Here is a 21,988-nt window from a genome sequence, read left to right on the forward strand (position 1 = left end):
TCACGCAATATGACCAGGCGGCGTTACGGATGTTACATGTCCTGCGCAAAATATGACTACAGCCTGAAAAGGCGGCCTCAGCGCAAAGAAATGGAGCGGTCGACCTTAATGGTCGACCGGAGACGGCCTCGCCTTGGGCAGTCGTACGCTTGTACGGTCTACGAGCAAGGCCGCGGCGGTCGAGCTAAAGCTCGACCGCTACGGGGGCGATATAAACCGAGATTAAGCCGCCTCGCTCGCGCGGCGGTTCTTCCAGCGCTCCTCGATGCTCGCGATGATGATGTAGAGCAGCGGGATCACGAACAAGTTGAGCAACGTCGAGACGAGCATGCCGCCGACGACGGCGGTGCCGATCGAGTGCCGCGCGTTCTGGCCGGCGCCCGACGCGAACACGAGCGGGCTGATGCCGAAGATGAACGCGAACGACGTCATCAGGATCGGCCGCAACCTGGTCTGAGCGGCTTGCACGGCGGCTTGCGCGACCGGTACGCCCTGCGCGCGCAACAGGTTCCCAAACTGCACGATCAGGATGGCGTTCTTGCTCGCGAGTCCCACGAGCATCACCAACCCGATCTGCGTGAAGATGTCGTCCTGCTGCCCGCGCAGCCAGACCGCGACGAGCGCGCCGAAGATCGCGAGCGGCACCGCCATGATGACGATCAGCGGATCGATGAGGCTCTCGTACTGAGCCGCCAAGACCAAGAACACGAATACGATTGCGAGACCGAAGATGAAGATCGTCGCGCTGCCTGCCTCGATCTGATCGAGCGACACGCCCGTCCATTCGTAGGACATCCCCGGCGGCAGCACTTGCGAAGCGACCTTTTGCATCTCTTCGATCGCTTGACCTGAAGATTCGCCCGGTCCGGGCTGTCCGTTGAATTCGACGGACCGGAACAAGTTGTAGTGCGCGATCGTCGGCGGTCCGAGCGTTTTCGTCGCCGTCATGATCGCCGACAGCGGCACCATCGTGCCGTCGGTCGCGCGGACGTAGTAGCTGTTGAGATCGTCGACCCGCGCGCGATACGGCGCGTCGGCCTGCACGTAGACGCGGTACGACTTATTGCGGTAGTTGAAATCGTTGACGTAGTCCGACCCGAGCATGGTCTGGAGCGTGTCGAAGACATCGCTCAGTTTGACGTGGAGCGTCTGCACCGCGTTGCGATCGATGTTCAGTTGGATCTGCGGGTTGTCGGCTCGGAACGTCGTGAACACCGACGTGAGCAGCGGCCTGCCGTGCGCGTCGAAATCGGTGTTCGCCTTGTACATGATGCCGTTGGCGGTCGCGGCGAGCGCCGGGATACCGAGGTTCGCTTGATCTTCGACTTCGAAATCGAAGCCGCCGACGTTGCCGGCGCCCTGGAGCGCGGGCGGATTGAACGCGAACACCGACGCGCCCGTGATGCCGAACAGCCCGCGCTGCACGTTTTGGATGACCGCCTGTGCGGTCTCGCCCGCACCGTGACGTTCCGACCAAGGCTTCAAGCGGGCGAACGCGATGCCGTTGTTCGAACCGACGCCGGTGAAGCTGAAGCCTGCGACGCTGAAAACGGCTTCGACGTCCGATTGGCTGAGCATGACGTGCTCGGCCTGGTTCATGATGTTCGAGGTGTACTGTAGCGACGACCCCGGCGGCCCTTGCGCGATGACGACGAAGAAGCCCTGATCCTCGTCGGGTATGAAGCCGGTCGGCACGATTTTGAACATGAAGACCGTGCCGACGAGCAACAGCGCGAATACGGTGAGGACCAAGGGGCGGTGCCCCATGATCCACGGCAGCGCGCGGCGGTAAAAACCGCGGATCCCATCGATCCCGCGCGCGACCACCTGCATGAATCGGCCGTGGTGCGTGGCCTCACCCTCGAGGAAGAGCGCCGCGAGCGCCGGCGCGAGCGTCAGGGCGGTGAACGCGGAGATCGTGATCGTCGAAGCGATCGTCAGGGCGAACTGTTTGTACAGCTCGCCGGTCGTACCCGGGAAGAATGCGACGGGGATGAACACGGCGAGAAGCACGAGCGACGTCGCGATGACTGCGCTCGCGATCTCCTGCATGGCAAGGGGCGTCGCCGTCTTCGAGTCCTGTTTGTGCTCGTGGATATAGCGTACGATGTTCTCGATGACGACGATCGCGTCGTCGACGACGAGCGCGGTGGCGAGCGTGAGACCGAAGAGCGTCAGCGTGTTGATCGAGAAATTGAACAGTTTGAGCAGGCCGAACGTGCCGAGCAGCGAGACCGGGATCGTGATCGCGGGGATCGCCGTCGTTCGCCAATCCTGGAGGAACAAGAAGATGACGAGCACGACGAGCAGGATCGTGATCGACAGCGTCTTCAAGACCTCGTTGATCGACTCGTTGACGAAGACCGTCGCATCGAAGCCGATCTGGTAGTGGATGCCGGGCGGAAACGATTTCGACAGCTCGGCGAGCGCGGCGTTCACGCCCTTCGAGACGTTGAGCGCGTTGGCGTCCTGGAGCTGCAGCACGCCGAGACCGACCGCTGTCTTACCGTTGTAATTCAGATCGGTCGAGTAGTCTTCGGCGCCGAGCTCGACCCTGCCGACGTCCGAAACGCGGACCAGATAACCGGGGCCCGACTTGACGATGATGTTCGCGAACTCGTCGGGTGACGTGAGGCGTCCTTGGACGCGCACCTTCAATTCATAGGGCTGGTTCGCGGGGGCGGGCGGCCGCCCGATAGAGCCGGCGGCGACTTGGGCGTTCTGCTCGGACAACGCGCTCGTCACATCGTCGGCCGTGAGTCCGTAGGCTTGCAGCTTGCGCGGATCGAGCCACAACCGCATTGCGTACTTGCGTTCGCCGAAGATGATGACGTTGCCGACGCCTTTGACGCGCTTGATCGCTTCGGTGATATAGCGGTCGGCGTAGTTGCTCAAGAACAGCGTGTCGTATTTCGGGTTGTCCGACGTGAGGGCGATCGCCATGACGAACGACGACGAGTTCTTGTTGACGCTGATGCCGGTCGCTTTGACCTGCGCCGGCAACACGCCCTGAGCGACGCTGACCCGGTTCTGGACGTCTTGCGCCGCTTTGTCGAGATCGCGGCCGAGATCGAACGTCGCAGTGATCGAGCTCGTGCCGTCGTCCGAGCTCGTCGAAGAGAGATAGCGCAGCCCTTCCGCGCCGTTGATCTGCTCCTCGAGCGGATTCGTGACCGATGACTCGACGGCGGCTGCGTCGGCGCCGATGTAGACGGAGCTCACCGTCACCTGCGGCGGCGAGATGTTCGGATAACCCGCCACGGGCAGCGTCGGGATCGAGAGCGCACCGCCGAGCATGATGAGAGCGGCGAGCACGCCCGCGAAGATCGGCCGCGAGATGAAGAACTTGGTGAACATCAGTAACCCGGTTTCGGAGTCGCGTGCTGGGCCTGTGCGCCTTGCCCAGGCTTGGCGCCGGGCTTACCGCCGCCCGCCGCGGGTGGACCGCCCGCGCCCGGCGGTCCGCCGCCGCCCGGCGGCAGCGCCATGACCGGCATACCGGGTTGCAGCGTCGCCGAGTGATTCAAGATCGCCATCGTGCCCGGCTTAAGACCCGGACCCGACACTTCCATGTTCTGATCGTTCTCGAGACCGACTTCGACGGGGACCTGCTTCGCTTTGCCGCTGTCGATGACGAACATCGACATTCCGGCATCGGTCTGGAAGACGGACGCGCGCGGCGCGAGGATCACGTTCGATTTCTTCGCCTGGACGAACGAGACGTCGGCGACCATGCCGCCTCGCAGCGCGAGGTCTGGATTGCTGATCCGGATGCGCGCGAGGTACGTCAGCGACCCGGGCTCGGACGCGAGGTTGAAATATTGCACCGTGCCTTGCCACGCGCGGCCCGGTACCGTCGAGATCGTCACCGTCGCCGGCGTTCCGACGTGGACGAACGGGAGGCTCGAGCCGGAGATGCCGACGTCGACGTAGACCGGATCGAGCTGCGCTACTTCCATGAGCGTCGTGTTCGGTGACGCGAGAGAACCGGGATCGACGTGACGCTGAGTGACGACGCCGTCGAACGGCGCGCGCACTTCGGTCTGCCCGATCTGCGATTCGACGAGCGAGACTTGCGACTGGGCGACGTCTACCGCCGCCTGCGCGTCCTTGAGGTTCGCCTGTGCGACGCTTTGCGAGGCCGGATTGACCTGTGCGTTCTGCGCGGCGACCTGCGCGCTGCGCAGTTGCGCCTGCGCGGCCATCGCGTCCGACCACGCCTGATCGAGCGCTTGCTGAGAGACGTAGCCCTCTTTGAACAGCGACTGGTCGCGCTGAAGGTTGGTCTGGGCGGTCTGGTTCGCGGCGCGGGCCGCGAGAAGACCGGCGTTCGTCGACGCGACGTCGCCCGTCGTGCCCGCTCGCGTCTGCGCCAGCTTTGCCTGCGCCGACTCGAGCGATGCCTGCGACGACTGCAATTGCGCTTGGAGCGGTCCGTCGTCGATCTGTACGAGCAGTTCGCCGTGCGATACGTGCTCGCCGATCTGCGCGTTCACGGCTAGGACCGTGCCGGATGCGACCGACGAGAGATCGGCGGTCAAAAGCGGCGTCACGGTGCCGGTGACGTCGAATGTTTGGGTGATCTGCCCGCGCGTCAGCGGCGCCGCCGCGACCGGGAAAGAGAAGCCGCCTGCGCCTCCGCCGCCGAAGCCGGCAGGAGGTCCGCCATGTCCGCATGATGCCGCCGCGAGTGCGCCCGCGAGCGCGAGAACCGTACGCTTTTTCATATCGAACGGCTATACGGTCAGCCCGCTTAAGCGACCTTCGCGTCCGCGGTCAGAAGCATGCCTACGACAGCAAGCCATACTGCCCGAACGGCCAGTGTCTCACCACGCGCAACGCCGACGAGCGGACCGACGGGCAGGATTCTCCGGAATCGTCAGCGGCCTGTCAGGATTTAGTGGATGTCGATGTCTTGCGGATCGACCAGCCCCGTCAACGAACCGCTTATCGCGCGCAACGGCGCGATGTCGCCCGTACCGTTCTTCGGGTACACGGTGATCGACGCATTGGCCGAGTTCGCGACCGCGATGACCGTTCCGTGCACGCTCAATCCGCCCGGGCCGTCCAGTAGCGTCGCCGATCCCGAGATCGTGGCGAGTGGCGTCGCGTTGCCATTCGCATTCGCCGCGTAGACGATGACATTATTGCCGTCGGTGACGTAGATGCGTCCTTTCGTGTCGACGGCGACGCCGCGCGGCGAGTTGAGACCGGTGATCTCCGCCGTCGGGTTCACCGTTCCGTTCGAGTTCGCCGGATATTCGTTGAGCGATTGGTCGCCCGGATCGGCGACGTACAGCGTGCCGTTGAAAAGCGCGATGCCGGCGGGTACGAAGAAGAAATTCTGACCGTCGAAGATCGTCGCGATCGCCCCGCGATTTCCGTTCGAGCCGGCCGCGTAGACGGTGATGTACGAATTGCCGCCGGTGCTGTTCGTCACGTACGTGATGCCGCTCGGATCGACGGCGATCCCTTGCGCGTTGTCGAGTTGCGTCAACGCTCCCGACACCACGAACTCCGGCGCGACGTTGCCCCTCGCGCCGGCCGCGAAAACCTCGAAGCTCGACTGCTCGAGCACGTAGAGCTGGCCTGAGCCGTCGTTGTCGACGCCGATCGGCGCCGCGAGGCCCGTGTTCCTCCCTTTCAACTTGGTCGACGGTTTGACGTCGCCGGTCGCGGTCAGCTTGTACGCGAAGATCGCGTTGGCGGACTCATCGGCCGCGTAGATCTTGACGCCGGTCAGCGCGGGCACGACGTTTCTATTCGGCGCCGCGGTGTGCTCGGCGAGAGTCGATGAGCTGCAAGCCGATGCGAATGCCGCACAAGCGGCGACGATGACGATCCCTGCCGTTCTCATACCGACATTGTACGCCTGTAGGACGCGGCGATTCAACGGGCCGATAGGCCTAGGACAAACTCTAGCAGGCCGAAAACCCGTCGGACCGTGATCCGTGCGATTTTCTTCGACCTCGACGATACGCTCGTCGACGACACGATATCGCTCGAGCAATGCGCCGAGGAAGCGGCGCGCGAGCTGGCGCCCGACCGAGGCGCGTCGCCGGTCGATCTCGGCGACGCATACGTCGACGCCGCCATCAACTTCTGGACGCAGCTCGGTCCCGGGTCGCCGAAACCCGCGATGGGCGCGATCAGGCCGATGATGTGGCGCGCCGCGCTGCAGCGCTACGGCATCGAGGACGAGCATTTGGCCAAACGTCTCGCCGCGCGCTTCGACGAGCTGCGCATCGAACGCGTCGAGCTGTTCCCGGAAGCCGTGCCGGTGCTGAGGTCGCTGCGCGCCGCCTACAAGATGGCCGTCATCACGAACGGTTTCGCCGAGACGCACGAGCGGAAGATCGCGCAGCTCGAGCTCGAGCGTTTCTTCGACGTCGTCGTGCTCGCCGGCGAGCTCGAGATGGCCAAACCGGATCCCGCCGTTTTCGCCCACGCGATGGAGCTGCTCGACGTCGGCCCGGACGAGAGCATCATGGTCGGCGACCGTTACGATCGCGACGTCGAAGGTGCGCACGCCGCGGGCATGCGCGCGATCTGGATCCGTTGCCGCGGCGAAGAGGTGCCCCACGGCGCCCGTCTCCCGGAGGCCATCATCGACTCGATCGCCGGTCTGCCCGGAGCGCTCGCCGCTATTCCTGCGTAGACCCGCGTGACGCAGCGCACAAAGATTCGCCGTCCATCACAACGGTGCCGATGAACCTGTCAGAACGATTGGGAGGTCCATCGTCACATGCGGAAATTACTCATCGCCGCGAGCAGCGCGGCAGCACTGTTCGTCATCGCGGCGGCCCATCCGGCGCCTGCGATGGCAGACTTCAAGATCTGCAATCAGTCGAGCGAGAAGATATCGGTCGCCATCGCGTACCACGATCAGGAAGCGGGCAACTGGGTGTCGCGCGGCTGGTGGAACGTCGATCCTGGCGAGTGCAAAGTCCCCTTGTCCGGCGAACTCAAAGATAGGTATTACTATCTGTACGGCGACGGTGAGCAGCACTACTGGAGCGGCGAGCATTCGTTCTGCGTCGACAATAACGACAAGTTCACGCTCAACGAAGCCGACACGACCTGCGACTACGACTACGAGGGTTTCCTCGAGGTCGATACGGGCGACTCCAACGGCTACACGTATACGTTCCAATAACACTCTCCGTATCTGAGATCGTCTCCACGAGAATCCGCGGCGGTCGAGCTAAAGCTCGACCGCTACGGCTTTTTGCGCGTAAAGGTCGACCGCTGCCGTTTTAGCGAATCCAGCACGTCCATGAGTGCGCGCCCGAACGGCAGTCCTATCGACCCACACGCCGCTCCGGCCGCGCCGGTGCCGGTTCGCCACGGCATCGAGACGATCGTCGTCAAAGGCGCGCGCGAGCACAACCTCAAGAATATCGACCTCACGCTGCCGCGAAATCAGCTCATCGTCATAACGGGCCTCTCCGGATCGGGCAAGAGCTCGCTGGCGTTCGACACGATCTACGCCGAAGGCCAGCGCCGCTACGTCGAATCGCTGTCGTCGTACGCGCGCCAATTCCTCGGCCAGATGGAAAAGCCCGACGTCGATTACATCGAGGGGCTTTCGCCGGCGATCTCGATCGACCAGAAGTCGACGAGCCGCAACCCGCGGTCGACCGTCGGAACCGTCACCGAGGTCTACGACTATCTCCGTCTGCTGTACGCGCGAATCGGCGAGCCGCACTGCCCGAACTGCGGCCGGAAGATCACGCCGCAAACGGCGGAGCAGATCGTGGAGCAGATCCTCGCCCTGTCGGAAGGGACGCGCATCCAAATCCTCGCGCCGATGGTGCGCGGCCGCAAAGGCGAGTATCAGAAGCTGTTCGAGCAGGCGATCAAAGATGGCTACGCGCGCGTGCGCGTCGACGGCGTCATCCGCGAGCTGCGCGAGAAGATCGACCTCGATAAGAAGCGCAAGCACACGGTCGAAGTCGTCGTCGATCGCCTCGTCATCAAGCCGGACCTGCGCAAGCGCCTCACCGATTCGGTTGAAACGGCGCTGCGTCTCACGCAAGGCACGGTCACGGTTCTCATCGACCGCGGCTCCGCCAAGACCGGCTCAAAGAATGTAGTAGGCCGAGCGAAGCTCGGCGACGAGGAGCTGAACTTCTCGGAGAAGTTCGCCTGTCTGCACTGCGGCCTGTCGTTCGACGAGCTTGCGCCGCGCATGTTCTCGTTCAACTCGCCGTACGGTGCGTGCCCTGAGTGCACCGGGCTGGGCGTCAAGATCGAGATCGACCCGCGCCTCGTCATACCCGACCGCAACAAGTCGTTCAACGAAGGCGCGGTCGTGCCGTGGACCAAGGGCCTGTCGTGGGGCATGAACTCGTTCTACATGCAGCAGATCGAGGCGCTCCTCAAGGAAGACGGTTTCGATCTCGACACGCCGATCAAGAAGATCCCGAAAGATCTTCTCGATCTCGTGCTCTACGGGTTCGACGAAGACGACGAGAAGCGGTCGTTCACGTACCGGACGAAGTCGGGTAAGAAGTGGCACTACGAGGCGAACTATCGCGGCATCATCCCGGGATTGCAAAAGCGATTCGACGAGACGTCGTCCGAGTGGGTGAAGGAAGAGCTCGAAAAGCTCATGACCTCGGTGCGATGCCCCGCGTGTAAAGGCGCTCGGCTCAAACCCGAATCGCTCGCGGTCACGGTCGGCGGTCTGTCGATCGCGAAACTCACCGGACTGCCGGTCGACCGCGCCCTCGAATTCGTCAACGCGATGACGCTGAGCGCGCGCGAGGAACAGATCGCTCGCCAGATCGTCAAGGAATTGAAGGCGCGGCTCGGCTTCCTCGTCAACGTCGGGCTCGAGTATCTGACGCTCGACCGCAGCGCGACGACGCTTTCGGGCGGCGAGGCGCAGCGCATCAGGCTCGCGACGCAGATCGGCTCGTCGCTCGTCGGCGTGCTGTACGTGCTCGACGAACCGTCGATCGGTCTGCACCAGCGTGACAACGCGCGGCTGCTCGCGACCCTCAAGACGTTGCGCGACCTCGGCAACACGCTCATCGTCGTCGAGCATGACGAAGACACGATGCGCGAGGCCGACTTCATCGTCGACATCGGACCGCGCGCAGGCAAGGACGGCGGCAGGGTCATCGCGGCCGGCTCGATCGCCGACATCATCGCGAATCCGGAATCGCTCACCGGCAGGTTCCTCAAGGGTGACGACATCATCCCGATCCCGAAGCGCCGCCGGACGCCGAAGGGCTCTATCACGGTGAAGAACGCGCGAGCGAACAATCTCCGCGGGATCGACGTGACGTTTCCGCTCGGCGTCCTCTGTTCGGTGACGGGCGTCTCCGGCTCGGGCAAGTCGACGCTCGTCGAGATGGTGCTCCATCGCGCGCTCGCGCATCATCTCCACGGCCAGCCGGCGGACGACACGTACGGGCGCGTCGTCGGGCTCGATCAGCTCGACAAAGCGATCGTGATCGACCAATCGCCGATCGGCCGGACGCCGCGCAGCAACCCGGCGACCTACACGGGCGCGTTCGATCCGATCCGCGAGCTGTTCTCCATGACGCCCGACGCGCGCGTGCGCGGCTATCAGCCGGGCCGGTTCTCGTTCAACGTCAAAGGCGGACGATGCGAGTCGTGCTCGGGCGACGGCATTATCAAGATCGAGATGCACTTCTTGCCGGACGTCTACGTCCCGTGCGAGTCGTGCAAAGGCAAGCGCTACAACCAGCAGACGCTCGAGGTGAAGTACAAGGGCAAGTCGATCGCCGACGTGCTCGAGATGCGCGTCGACGAAGCGGCGGAGTTCTTCGCCAACGTGGCTCGGGTCCACAACAAGCTGCAGACGATCTGCGACGTCGGTCTCGGCTACATCCAGATGGGGCAACCCGCGACGACCCTTTCGGGCGGCGAAGCGCAACGCGTCAAGCTCGCGACGGAACTGTCGAGACGGAGCACCGGGCGCACGTTCTACATCCTCGACGAACCGACGACGGGTCTTCACTTCGCCGATATCGCGCAGCTGCTCGGCGTGCTCGAGCGTTTGGTCGACGCCGGCAACACGGTGCTCGTCATCGAGCACAACCTCGACGTCATCAAGACGTCCGACTTCGTCATCGACCTCGGTCCCGAGGGCGGCGACAAGGGCGGCACGATCGTCGCGACCGGCACGCCTGAAGAGGTCGCCGAGGTTCCGGAATCATACACCGGGCGTTACCTCCGCCGCGTCCTCGCCGACCCGCGCGCGCACATCGCGATCTCGAGCGAGCACAGCGCCGTCGCCGACTTCGAACGCGTCAACCTCGAACTGCTTCGCACGCTCGAGAGCACGAAGTCGCGGTAGTGACGCAGTGCATCGGCTAGGCCGGGTTCATATGGACCGCGATTCGGTACAAACCGGCGCTGAAGTAAATCCGCCGCGTCTTCCGCCGATGAGAAAGTACGAGGACTTATAATGGCTGACGCTGCGACTCATCCGCAGAGCAGAGACGACCTGCCCGCTGCGCTCTCCTACCCGGTGTCGATCAACATCCGCAACTCCGATCTCGGCATCGACGAAAGCGGACATGCGTCACGTTTGAGCGAGACCGCGATGCTCGCGACGATCCGCTCGACGGTCAATCCGGGCACCGTGTTCTTCACCGCCATCGACATGAAGGCGCTCAACGCGACCGCGCGGGGGCTCATCCGCGTCGTTTCGCAGCGTCCGCTCGAGGACGGCATCGGCGTCGAGACGCTTTTCGATTTCATCGAGCTGAGCGACGACGCCAAGCAGAAGATCCAGCGTCTCCTCACCGGCGGGCCCGCGGCAGCGACAATCGCTCCGCCGAGCGGCCGTAATTTCGCCACCGATCAGCTCGCGGTTCAACCGGTCTACCAGCGCGGCGATCTCGGACGCATGGACGTCGGGGTGTCGACGACCGAGCGCACGTACTTCGAGCCCGCTCCGCTGCGGCAGCAAGCGCACGCGACGCGCAGCACGAAATTTTGGAACTCGCTCGGCGTCACCGCGTATGTCGCCGCGTTCCTCGTCGTCGTCGCGTTCTTCCCCGCCGGCCGCAAACTCGAGCTGACGGTGTGGAACACGATCGCCTGGAGCCTTTCGCGCACGTGGTACTGGGCGAACCACGTCGGCGACGTCAAGCTCTACAACAACAGCTAGGTTTCCGGGCCTCATTCGGGAAACATACCGCTGCTATGAGCAATGGTGCTGATTCCCGTTCCTCGCATCCCGGTGCCGAACGCCGGGCGCACGATCGCGTCGCGCGGTCGATGCCCGTCCATCTGCACAAGGGCCAAGAAGATAAGCGCTTCGATGCGAAGATCGTCAACATCAGCGCCGGCGGGATGCTCATCGAGACGGAGATGCCGCTCTCGCAAAACGATTTGCTCACGATCGATCTCGATCTGGCGGGCGAGAAGGAGCCGATCTACGTCTACGGCACCGTCATCCGAAACGACGCACGCGGCACGGGTGTGTCGTTCGTCCGCGTCAGCGAGATCACGTCCGACCTCATCAACTATCTGATCCGCAAAACCCCGACCGCCTAACACCACGATTGAGGATGTAGCGGTCGAGCTTTAGCTCGACCGGCCGAGCGAAGCTCGGCTTTGCGCCCGCAAAGGTCGCCCTACCCTACCATAGAACCCGACTCGCGATGACCGCCCAGTCCGTTGACGCGAAGCGCGCGGCTCAGTTGCGCGACCTCCTCAACCGCTATTCGCACGAGTACTACATCCTCGACGCGCCCTCGGTCGATGACGCGGAATACGACCGCTTGCTCCGGGAGCTGCAGGCGCTTGAGGCCAACCATCCCGAGCTGCAGACGCCGGATAGTCCGACGACGCGCGTCGGCACGGCGCCGTCATCCGCCTTCACACCGTACAAGCACAACATACCGATGCTCTCGCTCGGTAATGCGTTTGGCGCAGACGAGTTGCGAGCGTGGAACGAACGCGTTCTCAAGGCCTCGAAGGGCGATCGCGTCGCATACGTCGCCGAGCTCAAGATCGACGGACTCGCCATCTCGCTGCGCTATGAAAACGGTGCGTTCGTGTCCGGCGCGACACGCGGCGACGGGTCCGTCGGCGAGAACGTCTCGTCCAACCTGCGCACGATCCGCTCCATCCCGCTTCGGCTCGCGGGCAAAGCGCCGCGCGTGCTCGAGGTGCGGGGCGAGGTCTACATGCGCCGCACCGACTTCGATGCGATGAACGAGAAGCGAGCTGCCGCCGGCGAGCCGCCCTTCGTCAATCCGCGTAACGCGGCCGCCGGCGCTGTGCGGCAGCTCGATCCGCGCATAACCGCTACCCGGCCGCTGAGGTTTTACGCATACGCGCTCGGCGATGCCGAGCCGCCGCTGCGCGCGAAGACCCAGGCCGAGTTGCTCGACGAGCTGCATGATTTCGGCCTGCCGGTCAACACGCGCCGCAAACGTTTCGTCGACTTCGACGAGCTCGTCGCCTATTGCGAGAAGTGGGAGCACGAGCGCGCGACGCTCGATTTCGGCATCGACGGGATCGTCGTCAAGATCGACTCGCTCGAACAGCAGCGAAAGCTCGGTTTTGTCGGCAAGGATCCACGCTGGGCTATCGCGTTCAAGTATCCGCCCGAAGAGGCGCGGACGAAGCTGCTCTCGATCGAGGTGAACGTCGGCCGCACCGGCAGCGTCAATCCGTACGCCGTGCTCGAGCCGGTCCACGTCGGCGGCGTCACCGTGACCACGGCGACGCTCCACAACGAGGACTACATCCACCAAAAGGATATCCGCCCGGGCGACATCGTCATCGTGCGACGCGCGGGCGAGGTCATCCCCGAGATCGTCGGACCCGTCGTCAGCGAGCGAGAAGGCAAACGCCTGCGCGAGTGGCACATGCCCGAGCGCTGCCCCGTGTGCGGCTCCGCGATCCACCGTGCAGAAGGCGAAGCGATGGCGTACTGCACGAACGCGGCGTGCCCCGCACAGATAAAGGAAGGATTGCGACACTTCGCGTCGCGCGGTGCGATGGATATCGAGGGCTTAGGCGACAAGCTCTGCGAGGCGGTCGTCGACGCGGGTTACGTCCGCGACGTCGCCGACGTGTATGCCCTCGATGAGGCGCGCCTCTTGAAGCTGCCTCGGATGGGCGAGAAGATGGCCTCGAATCTGCTCGCCAATATCGAGCAGAGCAAGAAGCGGCCGTTCTGGCGATTGCTCTATGCGATCGGCATCCGCTTCGTCGGCGCGCAGACGGCGCAGCTATTGGCCGACGAATTCGGCGACGTCGATTCGCTCGAAAAAGTCGACGCGGTAAGGCTGCAGACCGTCGAGCAGATCGGCCCCGTTCTCGCCGACAGCATCGCGACGTACTTCCAGCAGCCGCAGAACCGTAAGGTCATCGAGAAGCTGAGAAAAGCGGGCGTGACGATGCGCGGCGAGCCGGCATCGCGGCGTTCGAAGACCGGCGGCAAGGTCGCGGGCAAGACGTTCGTCCTCACCGGAACGCTGGCCAACCTCACGCGCGAAGATGCGAGCGCGATGATCGTCGCGGCCGGCGGCAAAGTGTCGGGCTCGGTGAGCAAGAAGACCGACTACGTCGTCGCCGGCGAATCGGCCGGGAGCAAGCTGTCGAAGGCGGAATCGCTCGGCGTGAAGATCATCGACGAAGACAAGTTACGCGCGCTGTTGTCCTGAGTTAAATGTGGTATGCCGAGCGAAGCTCGGCTCTTGAGTGAAAGGCTCGCCTTGCCGCTTCCAAAGCTCATCGCGATCGATCTCGACGGGACCGTGCTCAACTCGATGGGCAAGATCTCGCAGCGGACGAAAGCGGCCATCAATGAGGTCCGCGACCGCGGTATTCGAGTCGTCATCGTCACGTATCGGGCCTATCGGTCGGCGAAGCCGCACGCGGCCGAGCTCGGCTTGCATGTGCCGCTCATCTGCGTCAACGGCGCGCTCGTGAAAGACGCGAGCGACGATTCGGTGCTAGAGGAATTCTCGCTGGATCGCGACGCCGCTAGGGAGGCTGTCGACTACGGGCTCGCGCACGGCTACGACACCTGCTTATACATAGGCGAGCACTACGTCGCAACAGCCGACATCGTCAGCAAGTACGGCGGCGGCTGGGAGAAGCATCAGTGGCTCACGACGCCGGATCTGCGCAAGGCGCTCGAGCATCCGACGCTCATGGTGCGCTACTTCGGCGACAACCGCTTCGAGCAAGCGCGGCTCGACCTACGCCATCTCGATCTCGAAGAAGTCGACGATATGATCGACGACGTCTTCGAGCTGACGTTCATGCACAAAGGCATGTCGAAGCATTTCGCGCTCGAGCGCTTCGCCGCCGACCTCGGCATCGCGCGCGAAGACGTCATGGCGATCGGCGACGGTGCACTCGACGCAGGCATGGTCGGCTGGGCCGGCTGGGGCGTCGCGATGGCGAATGGTGCGCAAGTGACGCGCGACGTCGCGAACGAGGTGACGCTTTCGAACGACGACGACGGCGTCGCGGTCGTCCTCGAACGCCTGCTCAAAAGCGCATACGAAGATTTGTAGCGGTCGAGCTTTAGCTCGACCGCAGACGACCTTGAAGTTGAAAGACCGCGGCGGTCGACCGTAAAGGTCGACCGCTCCCAAGACATCAGGGCTACACGACGCGGGTCAGGTAGCCGTCGTCTTCCTCTTCCTGCTCGTCGTGCCAGTGGAGCGCGTCTTGGAGCGCGGCAGAGATGTCGCCCGCGGCGATCGAGTGCTTCTTCTGATCGTGCAGATACGCTGCGGTGATGCCGTGCCAGTACGCTGCGATCGCGGCGGCTTGTCGCGACGAACAGCCGGCGCCGAGCATCGCGCCGATCATGCCGGAGAGGACGTCGCCGGATCCGGCGGTCGCGAGCAGCTCGTTGCCGGTGAGGTTGACGTACGTCGCCTCTTTCGTCGCGACGATCGATCGCGGACCCTTGAGGAGCAGCGTCGCGTCGAGCGCTGACGCGAAGTCGTCGGCCGCCTTGATGCGATTCGATATCGCGGTATCCGCCTTTTCGCCGAGCAGTCGCGCGAACTCACCGTCGTGCGGCGTCAGCACCGCCTTCTTGCCGGACACGACGTCGGTATGACCCGCAAGCGCGAAGAGCGCATCGGCATCGACGACGAGTGGGCGCGCCGTCTCCCTGACGAAGCCGCGGACGATCGCCTGCGTCTTCTCTTCGCGACCGAGCCCAGGTCCGATGACGACCGCGCCCGAGTGGCGCGTCAGCTCGAGCAAGAAATCGACGATAGTCGAGGCATCGCCGTCGGGCCAAGGCGTGACGACCTGTTCGACGAGATGATGGCTGATCGCCGATGACGCGTCGTGCGGGCACGCGACGGTGACGTATCCGGCACCCGTTCGCTGTGCGGCGACGGCGCAGAGCACGGGAGCGCCGACGTATTGCCGGCTGCCGCCGATGATGACGATGTCGCCCGCGGTCCGTTTGTTCGCCTGAGGGCTGCGGTGCGGCAACCAGTAGAAGAACTGCTGTTTCGTCATCACATGATAGCGCGCGCCGACCTCCGCGAGGATCGAGGGCGGGATGCCGATGTGCGCGACCCAGAGCTCGCCGACGTATGACGCGGCCGGATACAAGAGCATGCCGACTTTCGGTGCAGCCATCGTGACCGTCGCCGTCGCGGTGACCGCCGGCCCCGCGACCATGCCGGTGCTCGGATCGATGCCGGTCGGTACGTCGACGGCGATGACGTCGCGATCCGCGATATTGATCTCGTTGACCCAGGTGCGGTACTGATCCCGGAGCGGGCCTGAAGACCCGGTGCCGAGCAATCCGTCGATGATGAGCGCGGCGGCGCGCAGCCCGGAGCGGAAGAATTCCGGCGACTGCTCGCGCAGGAACGAGATCGACGCGCCGAGACCTTCCATGATGTCGAGCTGCGCGCGGCATAGCTCGTCGCAGTCTTCGGCCTTGGCCGCCATGTAGATATCGGGCTCGAATCCGACCTGCATGAGGTAGCGCGCGGCGACGAGCGCATCGGCGCCGTTGTTTCCCGGGCCGGCGACGATCGCCACGCGGATCGGGTCGCCGTCGAGATCGTCGAGGAAATCGCGGGCGAGATCGGCGACTGCCCGACCGGCCGACTCCATGAGCAACAACGGCGGGATGCCGACATCCTCGACGGTGCGGAGATCGGCTTGGCGCATTTCCGAAGCCGTAAGCGCGTTCATCGAGCGGCCGCCTCGCCTGCGCCCGTCAGCGGCGACGACATGACGCCGCCGGCCGGGTCGTCGGCTTCTAAGATGACGATCGCGATGGCGTCGCTCCGGCTATGCGTGATCGTGAGGTGCATCCGGCGCACGCCTCTCGCGCTCATCAGCTGTTCCGCTCTGCCGGTCAACTCGATGAAAGGTCGGCCGCTGCGCTGATGGCGCACGCCGACGTGTCGCCACGGGATCGCATGGCCGAACGCTTTTCGCGTCGCCTCTTTCGCGGCATACGCGCCGGCGAGGCGCTCCGCAGGATAGCGATAGCGCTTCGCGTGTGCGACCTCAGCTTCGGTGAACACCTTGTGCGCGAAACGTTCGAGCTTGAGGTCGTCGAATTCGTAGCGATGCACTTCCGCGATGTCGACGCCGATCCCGATGATCATACGTTAATGCTCCCGGATGCGCGCTCGCTCTCACCGGAGGACTGGAGCGGAGCGCGTGGAGAATCGGAACCTCACGGTGGAAAAAATAAGTCTCGTCCCCATGAACGGCGTCGGCACCGATTTCTGCGAACGGCTCGCCCCATGCCTGGAGGAGAGATTTTTCCACAAGTTCGCAGTCGAAAAGCCGCTCACCCTCTCCCTTACCCAGGCGAACGCGACGCGCGGTCAGTTCTTCCTCAACACCGTCTTCAATCGCATGCTCGCCGCTTTCCCGCGGCAAGACGGTCTGCTGCTAGGCGTCATGGCCGGCGACCTCTACAAAGCGGCGCACAATTATATCTTCGGCGATGCGAGCGAATCGGATCGGGTCGCGGTCGTATCGACTTTCCGGCTTCGCCCCGAGCACAACAACGAGCCGCCGGATGACGGCTCGCTCTTCAACCGCACGCTCAAGGAATGCGTGCACGCGCTCGGCCACGCATTCGGCCTCAAGCACTGCTACAACACGCGCTGCGCCATGTATTTCAGCCATTCGGTCCACGACACGGACGGCAAGCTGACGTACTTCTGCGACTCGTGCGATAAGCGCGTGAGAGCAGCCAACCGCTGACGCGGACCTAGCGCCGCGCTCTAGAAAAGCCCCAAGCATAAGGACCCAAGGACGGACATCGGCCGTGCGCCGAAGTCGCGCGCCCTTATTTCGCTTTCTTGAGGGGGATATTTCCGATGAGTACTACTCCCAAGCGGGCCTTTTCGCGTTGGAGTATCGGCATCGCATGCGGCGTGCTAGCCGCCGCGGGCGCGATCGCGCTTAGCCCGGCGGTCGCCTCCAGAGCGCCAGGCGGTGACCTATCGATAACGTGCAACAACTCGACGGAGTGCGTGCTCCGCACGAACGCCGGCACCGGACTGGCCATCGAGGGCATCGGCACGCAAAACACCGGCATCGACGGTCAGACGACCGCATTCAACACGAGGTCGAGTTTCTTCGGCGTTCGGGGCAGCGATCTCGCGACACCGAATCCGAACGGCACGCCGTTCAACAATGCGGGCGTGCTCGGCGAGACGTCGACCGGGATCGGCGTCTGGGGCAAAGCCGGGCCGGGCACCGCGATGGTCGCGAACGCGAACGGCGGCGACGGACTCTTCGGCACGACGCAGAGCAACGTCACGGGCATAGCGTCGGCCGGCGTCTTCGGTGAAGACGTGGGCAACTCGTCGCAGGCATTCGGCGTTCTCGGCTTCTCCGGCACCGGCATCGGCATACAAGCCGATCAATTCGAGCGCGGCAGATTCCTCAACGCCGCATTCCTCGGCCTGACGTTCTCGTCAACCATCACGACGGAGTTCCCCGCGGCACCGCCTGGCGGCGTTTTCAACTCCGACATCGGCGAAGGCGTCGTCGCGGAAGCGCAAGGGCACACGGCTGAAGCGCTCGCCGCCGCGAATTTCGGCGGCGGTCCGCTCTTCAGAGCGTACGCGGCCAGCACGGAAAAGCTCGATCTCGACAATGCCGGCAACATGGTCATCGCCGGAACGCTGACGCAGAACGGCACACCGCACGATGCGATGCAGACGTCGAGCGGTAATCGCGTCGTCATGTACGGTCCGATGCAAGCGGTTGCGACCGTGGAAGACGTCGGCGAGGCGCAGCTGTCGGGCGGTCAGGCGTACGTCCACATCGACGCGCGCTTTGCGGGCACTATGGATCTGACGCGCTCGTACCTCGTCTTCCTGACGCCGCAGGGCGACACGCCCGGTCTCTACGTGACGCAGAAGAGCGCTGCGGGTTTCGTGGTCCGCGAGCACGGCGCACGATCGAACATCGTCTTCGACTATCGCATCGTCGCCGCGCCGTACGTATCGCAAGGCGCACGTCTCGCAAACGCCCCATCGATGCTGACGAACGCGTTCACTCGCAGCGTCACGACGCACAAACCGACCGTGCTACCGAACGGCACGATCGCCGTCCGCCACTAGCGGCGCACACTCGACCGCTCCTAAAGAACGAAAAAATGGGAGCGGTCGAGATCTATCTCGACCGCCGCGGTCTAACGGTGTTTAGCGATGCAGCTCTCGGAGCGCCCAGGCCACGGCGATCTGCGTCTTCGCGTCCGGAATCTCGTCGCGTTCGATCATCCGCTGCACGTCCACGACCGCGAATGTCTGGACGTGGAGTACCTCATCGGCCTCAGGCTGCGGTTCGCCCGCGGTCAATCCCTCGGCGACATATAGATGAAGGAGCTCGGAACAAAAACCTGGCGCCGAATAGAACGACCACAACTTGCGCAGAGATTTGCAGCGGTAACCCGTTTCTTCAAGCAGTTCGCGGCGTGCAGCGATGGCCGTGTCCTCGTCGCCGTCGAGCTTGCCGGCCGGAACCTCCCACAACTCACGTCCGATCGCGGGCCGGAACTGGCGCACCAAGACGATCGATGCCGGATCCGGCTGTGCGATGACGCAGACGCCGCCGTTGTGTTCCACGATCTCGACGTCGGAACGGTTTCCGTTCGGATAGATGACGTCGTCCACGCGCACGCCGATGATGCGCCCTTGGAAGATGCGGCGGGTACCCATGACCTGGACCAAGAAACACCTCTCGACCCACAAATCGCTTGAAACCCGTTAGATTGCACCAGCCCCGAGGATATCCATGCGCGAAGTCGTGATCGTCGCCGCGGCGCGAACGCCAATCGGCAAGTATGGCGGCGCGCTGCGCTCGGTACGCCCCGACGACATGTCGGCGCTCGTCTTACGTGCGCTCGTCGAGCGCGCCGCTATCGATCCATCCGACGTCGAAGACGTCATGTGGGGCTGCAGCAATCAGGCCGGCGAGGACAATCGAAACGTCGCGCGCATGGCCGTGCTCGCAGCCGATTTTCCGGAGACGGTACCTGGCACGACGCTCAATCGACTTTGCGGTTCCGGACTCCAGGCGATCAACAGCGCGGCGCAAGCGATCATCGCCGATTGCGGCGACGTCTTCATCGCAGGCGGCGTCGAGAGCATGACGCGCGCGCCGTACGTCATGCCGAAACCCGAAACCGAATTCGCGCGCGCGCCGCAGCTCTACGACACAACGCTCGGCGCCCGCATGTACAACCCGAAGCTCACGGCACGCGGCTATCCTCCGCTGTCGATGGGCGAGACCGCGGAGAACGTCGCAGATCGATACAAGATCTCGCGTCGCGAACAAGACGAGTTCGCGCTGGCGAGCCAACACAAGACGGGCGCGGCGCAGCGCGCCGGCGCATTCGACAGAGAGATCGTCGGCGTGCCGGTCTCGAACGGCAAGGCGAAAAAAGGTACGCCGCCTTCGATCGTCGCCGTCGACGAGCATCCGCGGCCCGATGCCACGCTCGAACAGCTCGCGTCGCTGAAGCCGGCGTTCCGCGAAGGCGGCAGCGTGACGGCCGGCAACTCGAGCGGCATCAACGACGGCGCTGCCGGCGTCGTCCTCATGTCGGCCGACGAGGCGAACCGTCGCGGACTCAAAGCGCTCGCGCGAATCACGACATCCGCGGTCGCGGGCGTCGACCCGAACTGCATGGGTCTCGGTCCGATACCGTCGACGCAGAAAGCCCTCTCGCGCGCGAACATGCGCATCGACGACATCGATCTCATCGAGTTGAACGAAGCGTTCGCGGCGCAAGCGCTCGCGTGCGCGCGCGAGCTCGAGATGCCGATGGATCGCGTCAACGTCAACGGCGGGGCGATCGCGCTCGGCCATCCGCTCGGCTGCAGCGGCGCCCGCATTCTCGTCACTTTGCTGCACGCGATGGACGCGCGCGACGCGAAGCGCGGACTCGCGACGATGTGCATCGGCGTCGGTCAGGGTATCGCAACGATCGTGGAAAGGAACTGACTCGCATGGCCGTCGCGCTCGAGCAGCAGACGTACGAGCTCTTCATCAACGGTGAGTCGGTGAAGCCTCAGTCCGGCAATTACACCGACATCGTCAACCCTTCGACGAACAAGCCGATCGCGCGGGTCGCCGCGGCCGGGATCCACGACGCCGACGCAGCGGTCGCATCGTCTCGAGCAGCGCTCGAAGGCAAGTGGGCGACGATGCCGCCGGCACGCCGCGCGCGCGTGCTCTTCAAGATCGCGAACATCCTCAGCGAGCGCATCGACGACATCGCCAAGACGGAGGTCTTGAACACCGGCAAGACGCTCGCCGGCGCGAAGGGCGAGATCAATCAGATCATCGAGCTGTTCGAGTTCTACGGCGGCGCGGTGACGAAGCTCATGGGCTCTACGATGCCGTCGCTTCCCGGCTACTTCAACTACACGCTCAAAGAGCCGGTCGGCGTCTGCGCACAGATCGTGCCGTGGAATTATCCTCTGCTCATGGCGGGCTGGAAGGTCGCGCCTGCGATCGCCGCCGGCAACGCCGTCATCCTCAAGCCTGCGTCGCCGACTCCTCTGACCGCGCTTATGCTCGGCCAGATCTGTCTGGAGGCCGGGTGCCTGCCGGGCGTCGTCAACGTGCTGCCGGGTCCGGGGGCGACGGTAGGCTCGTACCTCGCCGGACATCCGGGAGTCGATAAGATCGCGTTCACCGGTGAGACGAAGACCGGCGCGACGATCATGGAGATCGCGTCCGCAACGATCAAGCGCGTGACGCTCGAGCTCGGCGGCAAGTCGCCGAGCCTCGTCTTCGACGATGCCGACATCGATGCGGCCGTCGCCGGCGCCGTCTACGGCATCTTCCACAACGCCGGGCAGTCGTGCGACGCGCGCTCGCGCATCCTCGTCCACGAGAGCGTCAAGGACGCGTTCACGGCGAAGTTCGTCGAGAAGGCGAAGTCGCTGCGCGTCGGCGATCCGATGGACCCGAAGACGCAGATCGGCGCGATCATCTCGCGCAGCCAGTTGGAGAAGATCGAGGGCTACGTCGGGATCGGTTCGCAGGAGGGCGCAGTTGTCGCGTGCGGCGGCCAGCGGCCCGAGGGCGAGTTGAGCGCCGGCAACTTCCTGCTTCCGACAGTGCTCGACAAGGTCCGCAACGACATGCGCGTCGCGCAGGAAGAGATATTCGGTCCCGTCGCGGTGATCACGACCTTCAGGGATGAAGCCGAGGCGATCCGCATCGCGAACGACACGGTCTACGGTCTGGCGGCGTCCGTTTGGACGCAGAACGCCGGCCGCGCCCATCGCGTCGCGCATGCGATCAGAGCGGGCGGCGTCGCGATCAACACGCCGTTCTCGATCCATCCTGGAATGCCGTTCGGCGGCTACAAGCAGTCGGGATTCGGCCGCGAGCTCGCGTTGCAGACGCTCGATCTCTACACGGAGACGAAGGGCGTCGTCATGTACACCGGCACGAAGGCGGTCAACCCCCTCGGCGTCTGACCAGACCTGTGAAAAGGGAGCGGTCG

General features: G+C 64.2%; 17 protein-coding genes. 11 read left to right on the forward strand and 6 right to left on the reverse strand.

The window, feature by feature from the left end:
- Positions 1 to 222 precede the first annotated feature (222 nt).
- From VFO25_11005 to VFO25_11015, 3 genes are all read right to left on the reverse strand, one after another.
- The gene (locus VFO25_11005) at positions 223 to 3,357 is read right to left on the reverse strand and encodes a multidrug efflux RND transporter permease subunit (protein ID HET9343430.1); all 3,135 of its coding nucleotides are present in this window, start codon (positions 3,355 to 3,357) and stop codon (positions 223 to 225) included.
- On the reverse strand, positions 3,357 to 4,727 hold the full coding sequence (locus VFO25_11010; GenBank protein HET9343431.1) for an efflux RND transporter periplasmic adaptor subunit: 1,371 nt from the start codon (positions 4,725 to 4,727) through the stop codon (positions 3,357 to 3,359). The genes VFO25_11005 and VFO25_11010 overlap by 1 nt, the downstream gene beginning before the upstream one ends.
- 170 nt (positions 4,728 to 4,897) lie before the next feature.
- Entirely contained in the window at positions 4,898 to 5,857 is a 960-nt protein-coding gene (locus VFO25_11015; GenBank protein ID HET9343432.1) for a hypothetical protein, read from the reverse strand.
- Positions 5,858 to 5,944: 87 nt separating this feature from the next.
- Here VFO25_11015 and VFO25_11020 point away from each other — a divergent pair, with 87 nt between their 5' ends.
- From VFO25_11020 to VFO25_11050, 7 genes are all read left to right on the forward strand, one after another.
- Complete coding sequence (locus tag VFO25_11020; protein HET9343433.1) at positions 5,945 to 6,658, forward strand: HAD family hydrolase; 714 nt, start codon at positions 5,945 to 5,947, stop codon at positions 6,656 to 6,658.
- A gap of 87 nt (positions 6,659 to 6,745) precedes the next feature.
- Positions 6,746 to 7,156, forward strand: coding sequence for a DUF1036 domain-containing protein (locus VFO25_11025; GenBank protein ID HET9343434.1), 411 nt, complete (start codon positions 6,746 to 6,748; stop codon positions 7,154 to 7,156).
- Between the two features lie 120 nt (positions 7,157 to 7,276).
- Positions 7,277 to 10,333 carry an excinuclease ABC subunit UvrA gene (gene uvrA / locus VFO25_11030; protein HET9343435.1) on the forward strand — a complete coding sequence of 1,019 codons (3,057 nt, stop codon included), beginning with the start codon at positions 7,277 to 7,279 and terminating at the stop codon, positions 10,331 to 10,333.
- A 111-nt stretch (positions 10,334 to 10,444) separates the two neighbouring features.
- The gene (locus tag VFO25_11035; protein ID HET9343436.1) at positions 10,445 to 11,152 is read left to right on the forward strand and encodes a hypothetical protein; all 708 of its coding nucleotides are present in this window, start codon (positions 10,445 to 10,447) and stop codon (positions 11,150 to 11,152) included.
- Between the two features lie 35 nt (positions 11,153 to 11,187).
- The gene (locus VFO25_11040; GenBank protein ID HET9343437.1) at positions 11,188 to 11,541 is read left to right on the forward strand and encodes a PilZ domain-containing protein; all 354 of its coding nucleotides are present in this window, start codon (positions 11,188 to 11,190) and stop codon (positions 11,539 to 11,541) included.
- Between the two features lie 107 nt (positions 11,542 to 11,648).
- Complete coding sequence (ligA, locus tag VFO25_11045; GenBank protein ID HET9343438.1) at positions 11,649 to 13,664, forward strand: NAD-dependent DNA ligase LigA; 2,016 nt, start codon at positions 11,649 to 11,651, stop codon at positions 13,662 to 13,664.
- Between the two features lie 33 nt (positions 13,665 to 13,697).
- The gene (locus VFO25_11050; GenBank protein ID HET9343439.1) at positions 13,698 to 14,525 is read left to right on the forward strand and encodes a Cof-type HAD-IIB family hydrolase; all 828 of its coding nucleotides are present in this window, start codon (positions 13,698 to 13,700) and stop codon (positions 14,523 to 14,525) included.
- A gap of 91 nt (positions 14,526 to 14,616) precedes the next feature.
- On the opposite strand, the gene VFO25_11055 is transcribed toward VFO25_11050, so the two are convergent.
- Both VFO25_11055 and acpS read right to left on the reverse strand, forming a co-directional pair.
- Positions 14,617 to 16,185, reverse strand: coding sequence for an NAD(P)H-hydrate dehydratase (locus tag VFO25_11055; GenBank protein ID HET9343440.1), 1,569 nt, complete (start codon positions 16,183 to 16,185; stop codon positions 14,617 to 14,619).
- Positions 16,182 to 16,607 (reverse strand): holo-ACP synthase, encoded by a 426-nt coding sequence (acpS, locus tag VFO25_11060; protein HET9343441.1) that lies wholly within the window; start codon positions 16,605 to 16,607, stop codon positions 16,182 to 16,184. Before acpS ends, VFO25_11055 begins: the two co-directional genes overlap by 4 nt.
- Before the next feature lie 76 nt (positions 16,608 to 16,683).
- Here acpS and VFO25_11065 point away from each other — a divergent pair, with 76 nt between their 5' ends.
- A complete protein-coding gene (locus tag VFO25_11065; protein ID HET9343442.1) occupies positions 16,684 to 17,217 on the forward strand; it encodes a hypothetical protein in 534 nt (177 codons plus the stop codon).
- 116 nt (positions 17,218 to 17,333) lie between these two features.
- Positions 17,334 to 18,587, forward strand: a complete 1,254-nt coding sequence (locus tag VFO25_11070; protein HET9343443.1) for a hypothetical protein — start codon at positions 17,334 to 17,336, stop codon at positions 18,585 to 18,587.
- Between the two features lie 81 nt (positions 18,588 to 18,668).
- Here VFO25_11070 and VFO25_11075 read toward each other — a convergent pair whose 3' ends face one another.
- Positions 18,669 to 19,196, reverse strand: coding sequence for an NUDIX hydrolase (locus VFO25_11075; GenBank protein HET9343444.1), 528 nt, complete (start codon positions 19,194 to 19,196; stop codon positions 18,669 to 18,671).
- Between the two features lie 64 nt (positions 19,197 to 19,260).
- Between VFO25_11075 and VFO25_11080 the strand changes: the two genes are divergently transcribed.
- Positions 19,261 to 20,472, forward strand: coding sequence for a thiolase family protein (locus tag VFO25_11080; protein ID HET9343445.1), 1,212 nt, complete (start codon positions 19,261 to 19,263; stop codon positions 20,470 to 20,472).
- Positions 20,473 to 20,477: 5 nt separating this feature from the next.
- Positions 20,478 to 21,962 carry an aldehyde dehydrogenase family protein gene (locus tag VFO25_11085; GenBank protein ID HET9343446.1) on the forward strand — a complete coding sequence of 495 codons (1,485 nt, stop codon included), beginning with the start codon at positions 20,478 to 20,480 and terminating at the stop codon, positions 21,960 to 21,962.
- Positions 21,963 to 21,988: the final 26 nt, after the last annotated feature.

The sequence above is a fragment of the Candidatus Eremiobacteraceae bacterium genome (assembly GCA_035710745.1).
Classification (GTDB): domain Bacteria; phylum Vulcanimicrobiota; class Vulcanimicrobiia; order Eremiobacterales; family Eremiobacteraceae; genus JANWLL01.

Bases quoted from the DNA above. Each gene is read 5' to 3' on its own strand.
- VFO25_11085 (HET9343446.1), top strand. From the start codon at position 20,478: ATGGCCGTCGCGCTCGAGCAGCAGACGTACGAGCTCTTCATCAACGGT.
- VFO25_11040 (HET9343437.1), top strand. From the start codon at position 11,188: ATGAGCAATGGTGCTGATTCCCGTTCCTCGCATCCCGGTGCCGAACGC.
- VFO25_11080 (HET9343445.1), top strand. From the start codon at position 19,261: ATGCGCGAAGTCGTGATCGTCGCCGCGGCGCGAACGCCAATCGGCAAG.
- ligA (HET9343438.1), top strand. From the start codon at position 11,649: ATGACCGCCCAGTCCGTTGACGCGAAGCGCGCGGCTCAGTTGCGCGAC.
- acpS (HET9343441.1), bottom strand. From the start codon at position 16,607: ATGATCATCGGGATCGGCGTCGACATCGCGGAAGTGCATCGCTACGAA.
- VFO25_11015 (HET9343432.1), bottom strand. From the start codon at position 5,857: ATGAGAACGGCAGGGATCGTCATCGTCGCCGCTTGTGCGGCATTCGCA.
- VFO25_11035 (HET9343436.1), top strand. From the start codon at position 10,445: ATGGCTGACGCTGCGACTCATCCGCAGAGCAGAGACGACCTGCCCGCT.
- VFO25_11010 (HET9343431.1), bottom strand. From the start codon at position 4,727: ATGAAAAAGCGTACGGTTCTCGCGCTCGCGGGCGCACTCGCGGCGGCA.
- VFO25_11025 (HET9343434.1), top strand. From the start codon at position 6,746: ATGCGGAAATTACTCATCGCCGCGAGCAGCGCGGCAGCACTGTTCGTC.
- uvrA (HET9343435.1), top strand. From the start codon at position 7,277: ATGAGTGCGCGCCCGAACGGCAGTCCTATCGACCCACACGCCGCTCCG.
- VFO25_11005 (HET9343430.1), bottom strand. From the start codon at position 3,357: ATGTTCACCAAGTTCTTCATCTCGCGGCCGATCTTCGCGGGCGTGCTC.
- VFO25_11055 (HET9343440.1), bottom strand. From the start codon at position 16,185: ATGAACGCGCTTACGGCTTCGGAAATGCGCCAAGCCGATCTCCGCACC.
- VFO25_11070 (HET9343443.1), top strand. From the start codon at position 17,334: ATGAGTACTACTCCCAAGCGGGCCTTTTCGCGTTGGAGTATCGGCATC.